General features: G+C 65.3%; 4 protein-coding genes and 1 pseudogene. All 5 read right to left on the bottom strand.

The features are described 5' to 3' along the window. Positions 1–1860: efflux RND transporter permease subunit (locus tag QZY07_RS22775; protein WP_295407905.1), on the bottom strand; the 1860-nt coding region annotated here is incomplete at its 3' end. An 81-nt stretch (positions 1861–1941) separates the two neighbouring features. Beyond that, positions 1942–3261 carry an efflux RND transporter periplasmic adaptor subunit gene (locus QZY07_RS22770; protein ID WP_295407901.1) on the bottom strand — a complete coding sequence of 440 codons (1320 nt, stop codon included), beginning with the start codon at positions 3259–3261 and terminating at the stop codon, positions 1942–1944. Positions 3262–3364: 103 nt separating this feature from the next. Then, the gene (locus tag QZY07_RS22765) at positions 3365–3724 is read right to left on the bottom strand and encodes a hypothetical protein (RefSeq protein WP_295407898.1); all 360 of its coding nucleotides are present in this window, start codon (positions 3722–3724) and stop codon (positions 3365–3367) included. A 49-nt stretch (positions 3725–3773) separates the two neighbouring features. Next, a complete protein-coding gene (locus tag QZY07_RS22760) occupies positions 3774–5303 on the bottom strand; it encodes a bifunctional UDP-sugar hydrolase/5'-nucleotidase (protein WP_295407895.1) in 1530 nt (509 codons plus the stop codon). Positions 5304–5367: 64 nt separating this feature from the next. Beyond that, a pseudogene (locus tag QZY07_RS22755) lies at positions 5368–5925 on the bottom strand (hypothetical protein); the annotation flags it as partial.

The raw sequence follows: 5925 nt of genomic DNA, 5'->3' as shown, positions 1-5925 counted from the left end.
TTCGTCGAGTTCGGGCATGAATTCGGAGCCCAGGCCGCTGTGCCAGTCTTGCAGCACGGGGACCGCGCGGAAGGTTTCGCGCCAACCGCTGGCAAGCCCCGCCTGCCAGGATTCGATTTGGGCGATCGCGGCCCGATGCGGTCCAGTCTCCACGACCAGCCCCACGGCCTGGAATGGCCATTTCAGGGGGGCCAGGATTCCGCCAATCCCCGCCAGCGGGATCAGTGTGCTGAAAAGGAGGAGGACGGACAGTGCGATGGTCGTCCGTGGCCAGTGGAGCACCTGGACGAGCAGCGGTCGATAGGCCCGGATAAGCGCCCGGCTCAGCGGATTGGCTGACTCGCGCGGGATGCGTCCCCGGATCAGATAGCCCATGAGTACCGGCACCAAGGTGACCGCCAGACCCGCGGCGGCGGCCATGGCATAGGTTTTGGTGAACGCCAGCGGCGCGAACAGCCGTCCCTCCTGCGCCTCCAGGGTGAAGACCGGCACGAAGCTCAGGGTGACGATGAGCAGCGAGAAGAACAGCGCCGGACCGACCTCGGTCGCGGCCTGGCCGATCACCTCCCAATGCCGGGCGCGGGTCAGGTCGGGGCCGGCGCGCTCCAGATGTTTGTGGGCGTTCTCGACCATGACGATGGCGGCGTCGACCATGGCCCCGATGGCGATGGCGATACCGCCGAGCGACATGATGTTGGCGTTGATGCCCTGTGCATTCATGACGATAAATGCCACCAGCACGCCGAGCGGCAGGCTGATGACCGCGACGAAGGCCGAGCGCAGATGGAAGAGAAAGACCAGACAGACCAGCGCGACGACGACGAATTCCTCGATCAGCTTGTCGCGGAGGTTATCCACCGCCGACAGGATGAGTTCCGAGCGGTCATAGGTCTCGACGATCTCGACCCCTTCGGGCAGCCCGGCTTTGAGCGCGTCGAGCTTCGACTTGACCGCCGCGATGGTCGTCAGCGCGTTCTCGCCGGAGCGCATCACGATGATGCCGCCGGCGACCTCGCCCTCCCCGTCCAGATCGGCGACCGCGCGACGCATCTCCGGGCCGATCTGAACCCGCGCCAGATCGCGCAGCAGGATCGGCGTTCCGCGCTCGGTCAGGTCCACCGGGATGGTTTCGATGTCCGCCAGCCCGGTCAGATAACCGCGGGTACGGATCATGTATTCGGCCTCGGCCAGTTCGATTACCGAGCCGCCAACCTCCTGATTGGCACCGCGCACCGCCTCCGCGACCCGCGACAGCGGAATGCCATGGGCGCGCAGTTTTTCGGGATCGACCACGATCTGATATTGACGGACCATGCCGCCCACGGTCGCGACCTCGGCGACGCCGGGCACCGCCTGCAACTCGAACTTCAGGAACCAATCCTGGAGGCTACGCAGCTGCGAGAGATCATGCCGCCCGGTGCGATCCACCAGGGCATAGCTGTAGACCCAGCCGACCCCGGTAGCATCCGGTCCCAGTCGCGGCTGGACACCTTCCGGCAGGCTCGCGGCGGCCTGGCTCAGATACTCCAGCACCCGCGAGCGCGCCCAGTAGAGATCCGTCCCATCCTCGAAGAGAATGTAGGTGAAGCTGTCCCCAAAGAAGCTATAGCCCCGCACCACCTTGGCGCCCGGCACCGCCAGCATGGTGGTGGTGATGGGATAGGTCACTTGATCCTCGACGACCTGGGGCGATTGACCCGGAAAGGCCGTGCGCACGATAACCTGCACATCCGACAGATCGGGGATGGCGTCCAATGGGGTCTGTTTGACAGACACCAGACCCCACGCAGTGAGCAGAACCGCCGCCAACAACACCAGAAAGCGATTTCGCAGCGACCAGAGAATCACCCATTTCATGATGATTCTCCCTGAAAAATCATGAATGAACGTCTCTGATAATTTCCATCTTGGGAAATGCCAAGCGCCAACGCAGCATAAAACTCAATGCACATGATCGCCTCCCGGCGCCATGGAAGACCCCCGACCGAGATTGCTCAAAGTGGACTCGGAGTCGATGAGGAATTGACCGGAGACGACGATCTCATCGCCTTCGTCCAACCCCGACAGGATCTCGACCTCCCCGCCGGACTGCATGCCGACCACCACATCAATGGGCTGAAACCGTCCCTCCCCGAACGCCTTGACCACGCTCGCGCGCTCGCCGGTCACGATCAGCGCCTCGGATGGGATCTTCAGCACCCCGCGCCGGGGTCCGCCCTCAATGACGACGTTGGCGAACAGATTGGGCTTGAGCGCCAGTTCGGGATTCTCGAAGACTAGCCGTACCCGCAGCGTGCGGCTTTTCGGATCCAGTGCCGGATAGAGATAGTCCACCTTGCCTGTCCAGGTTTGACCGGGTCGCGCCGGCAGCCGGATCTCCGCCGTCAGTCCGGGTGCGAGCCAGTCGATCTGATGCTCGAAGATGTCCGCCAGCACCCAGACCCGGCTCAGGTCCGCAATGGTGAACATGGCGCTCGCGGCGGTGACGTACATGCCTTCGCGGGCCATCATCTCGGTCACCACGCCATCGATCGGGGACAGCACGGGGATCGTCTGGCGGGTCTCGCGACGCCGTTCGATATCGCCGATGACGGACTCGGGAACCTCCAGCAGACGCAGAATGTTGCGCGCCTTGTCCGTCTTGACCTGCGCCACGCCCGCCGGCTGCGGGGCCAGTGCCTGAAGGAAATCGACCTGGGCCGAGAGAATGTCGGGCGCATAGAGTTGCGCCAGTTCCTGACCCTTCCGGACCGGCTCGCCCTCGGCCCTCACGACAAGCCCCTGGATGAAGCCGTCTGCGCGGGGATGCAGGTGAGCCAGACGGGTCTCGTCGTACTCCACTCGGCCAAGGGTGCGGATCGATTTCCAGAGCGTGCCGCGCTCGACGCGCGCGGTCCGCACCCCAAGGTTTTGCACGGCCGCCGCGTCGAGTCGGACCTGTGGTCGACCCTCGGATTCGTCATCCATCAGCGGATCCTGCCGCTGTTCCACCAGGTTCATGCCGCAGATCGGACAGGTGCCCGGCGCATCCCGAACGATTTGCGGGTGCATGGGGCAGACATAGGTCGGATCCTGGTGCTTGGCCGCGTGCTCCAGGGGCGTGTCTCCCAGAGTTTCAGACAAGGTTTCGCTGGGTGTGGCGCGTATCGGCGACTCCCTGCCGCAGGCCGGCAACAACAGGATCGAGAACAGGACCGCCAGGAACGGGACGGGAAAACGTCCCAGCGGTACGGGACGCCGGGACAGGGAAGGCTTGAGCATGGTGATCACCTCCGGCACCGCAACCGTGGGCGCCGCATCGAGCAATGGAGACCGGCGAAACGCAAGCGCGCGCGCCGAACAGGCTGACAGACGTCAGCGGGGCTCAGGCGATCGGCGGGTCAGGAGGTCGAGCGGCTCGGTCAGGGAAGAAGCGGTAATAGAAACTGGCGGGATTCATGTATTGGTCGGAGCCGGTGGGAAGCGCCCGCGTGACTGTGGCGGATGGCAGACCGTGGATCACGCCAAAAGCGACCGCCAACGCGCATTTGGCGCATTTGAACGGTTGATCGCCATCGACCGTTGCATCGGCGCTTCGGTCCACGGCATGCATCGTACAATCGGCAAACTCGGAGGTCGGTTTTGAGTGCTTGCAGTCGAGCCAGATGCCCGCCATCACCTGAGCCTGAAAGGCCAGCAGGCAGAGCAGAACGATCCATCTGGCGGTTTTGCGTGAGTGGTGCATCGGTGAGGAGATAGTGACGGATGAGGCTTGCTGCAAGCCGCCCGCATCGTCAAGGCGAACGACACTGAATCCGTCCATCCAGCACGGGCGCAATGGTCTTCCCATGGCGAATGGCGTCGATCAGCAGGTCCGAAATCAGGCGGCCGGTCATCACCGGAGTCGTCATCTCGGTGAGCATCGCATAGCCATCGCCGCCCGCGGCCAGAAAATCGGGCATGACGACCTGGTAAAGCCGCTCTGGATCGAGGGGGCCATCCGGCAGGCTGGCCGATGCCAGCCGCCGGTCCGCGATGCCATAGCGCAGACCGGAGACCTGAAGCAATCCGCCAGGATTGTCCTCGGGATCGAACGCGGCGCTCCGTTGCAGTGCCGCGATCAATTGCGCCCCGGTGAGTTGGCCCACGACCAGTTCGTTACGGAAGGGAAAGGCTTCATAGACCTGCTTGAGCGTGACGGGTCCAGCCGGGATATTCGCCCGGAAGCCGCCGGCATTGAACAGGGCGACATCCGCCAGCGTGACCTCGCGCGCCAGGTCGGCCACGAGATTGCCAAAGACGGCCTCGCCACGGCGAATGTCCTCGCGCCGGGCGCTCAAGTCCACGGCGGCCACCCCGATCTCCTCGGCCAGTCCAGCCTCGGCATCCGCGACGATGCGCGCGACCTCGGCCGCCATCTCGGGATCTTCGGGGGCGCTGGCATCCATGGGCAGAAGACGGTAGGCGGTGCGCGCCAGACGCCCCTCCCGACAGGCCAGATCCAGGCGACCGAGCCAGTGACCGCGCTCGCCGGCCTGCACGATCGCGACATCGCCTTCCAGCACCGGTTGTTCCAGAACAAAATGATTGTGACCGCCGACGATCAGATCGATCCCCGGAACCGCCTGTGACAACCGCCGGTCGTCGGTCAGCCCGAGATGCGACAGGACGACCACCAGATCGGCCTGTGCGCGCAACTCAGGCACGAGACGCCGGGCGACGATCACCGGATCCTCGACGCTCACACCCACGGCATTGCGCGGATGGGTCGCCGTGGTCAGCTCCGGGGTGGTCAGTCCCAGCAGGGCGACAGTCGGCCCGCCCGGCCTGGCGATCATTAGGCTAGGCTGGACCGGCAAGGGCTCTGGATGGGTCTGGATATTGGCCGAGAGAAAGGGAAAATCCGCCTGTCCGGCCAGGCGCCGGAAGACCTCCTGACCATAATCGAACTCATGGTTGCCCATGACAGCGGCATCCACGCCCATGCGGTTGAACAGGATGACGTCAGGGATGCCGAGGAACAGACTGGAACTGACCGTGCCCTGAAGCAGGTCGCCGGCGAACAGGAGGAGCACGGATCGGTCGGGATCCTCCGCGCGCACCCGCGCCGCGGTTGCCGCCAGCCGCGCAAGACCGCCGAGGCCAGCGGGATGGCCCGGAGCGGCGGCATCGTCGGTATCGGGCTCCAGTTGACCGTGGAAGTCGTTGAAATGCAGCAGGGTGACGGTATCGCCTGTCCGGCAACCCGCGTCAGCCACGCCATGGATGAGCAGGCTCAGCAAGCAAACCAGGAATCGGGTCGAGCGACCTGTCGAGATCAACATACAGCCGATCCGCCAATGATTTAGGGAGATCGCGCGGCCGCTGGCTGCGCGATCTCGGTTTGCATTATCTCGGGGGGGCGCGCAGCGGAGCCATATGCAACATCCACTGCGGCTGGGGCCGTGCCGCGGGCGCGGCGACTGGAGCCGGAATCGGAGCAGGCGCTACCTCGACGGGCTGCGCGGGTTCAGGTTCGGCAACAACGGGGGCGCTTTCGACAACCGTTGGCTCTGAGGTGGTCTCGACCGGCTCGACTGCCGGGGCCGTCTCGGTCGCCGCTGGCTCGACCGGCTCAACGACCGGGATCGGCTCGACCGCCACTGGCTCGACTGCCGGGGCCGCCTCGGTCGCGACTGGTTCGACCGCTGGAGCCGCCTCGGTCGCCACTGGCTCGACTGCTTTTGCCACAGGAGCGGGCGTCGACACGGGCGCGCTCGTTTGCGGCTGAGACGAAGCGGAATCGACCGGAGCGGAATCGACCGGAGCGGAATCGACCGGAGCGGCGTCGACCGGAGCGGCGTCGACCGGAGCGGCGTCGACCGGAGCGGCGTCGACCGGAGCGGCGTCGACCGGAGCGGCGTCGACCGGAGCGGCGTCGACCGGAGCGGCGTCGACCGGAGCGGC

This window comes from uncultured Thiocystis sp., assembly GCF_903866365.1.
In the GTDB taxonomy this organism is placed as follows: Bacteria; Pseudomonadota; Gammaproteobacteria; order Chromatiales; family Chromatiaceae; genus Chromatium.
The sequence above is the reverse complement of the archived record's forward strand: the minus strand, read 5'-3'. Positions and strand labels throughout refer to the sequence as shown.

Coding starts and splice junctions, on each gene's coding strand:
- QZY07_RS22770 (WP_295407901.1), bottom strand. CDS start 3,261: ATGCTCAAGCCTTCCCTGTCCCGGCGTCCCGTACCGCTGGGACGTTTT.
- QZY07_RS22765 (WP_295407898.1), bottom strand. CDS start 3,724: ATGCACCACTCACGCAAAACCGCCAGATGGATCGTTCTGCTCTGCCTG.
- QZY07_RS22760 (WP_295407895.1), bottom strand. CDS start 5,303: ATGTTGATCTCGACAGGTCGCTCGACCCGATTCCTGGTTTGCTTGCTG.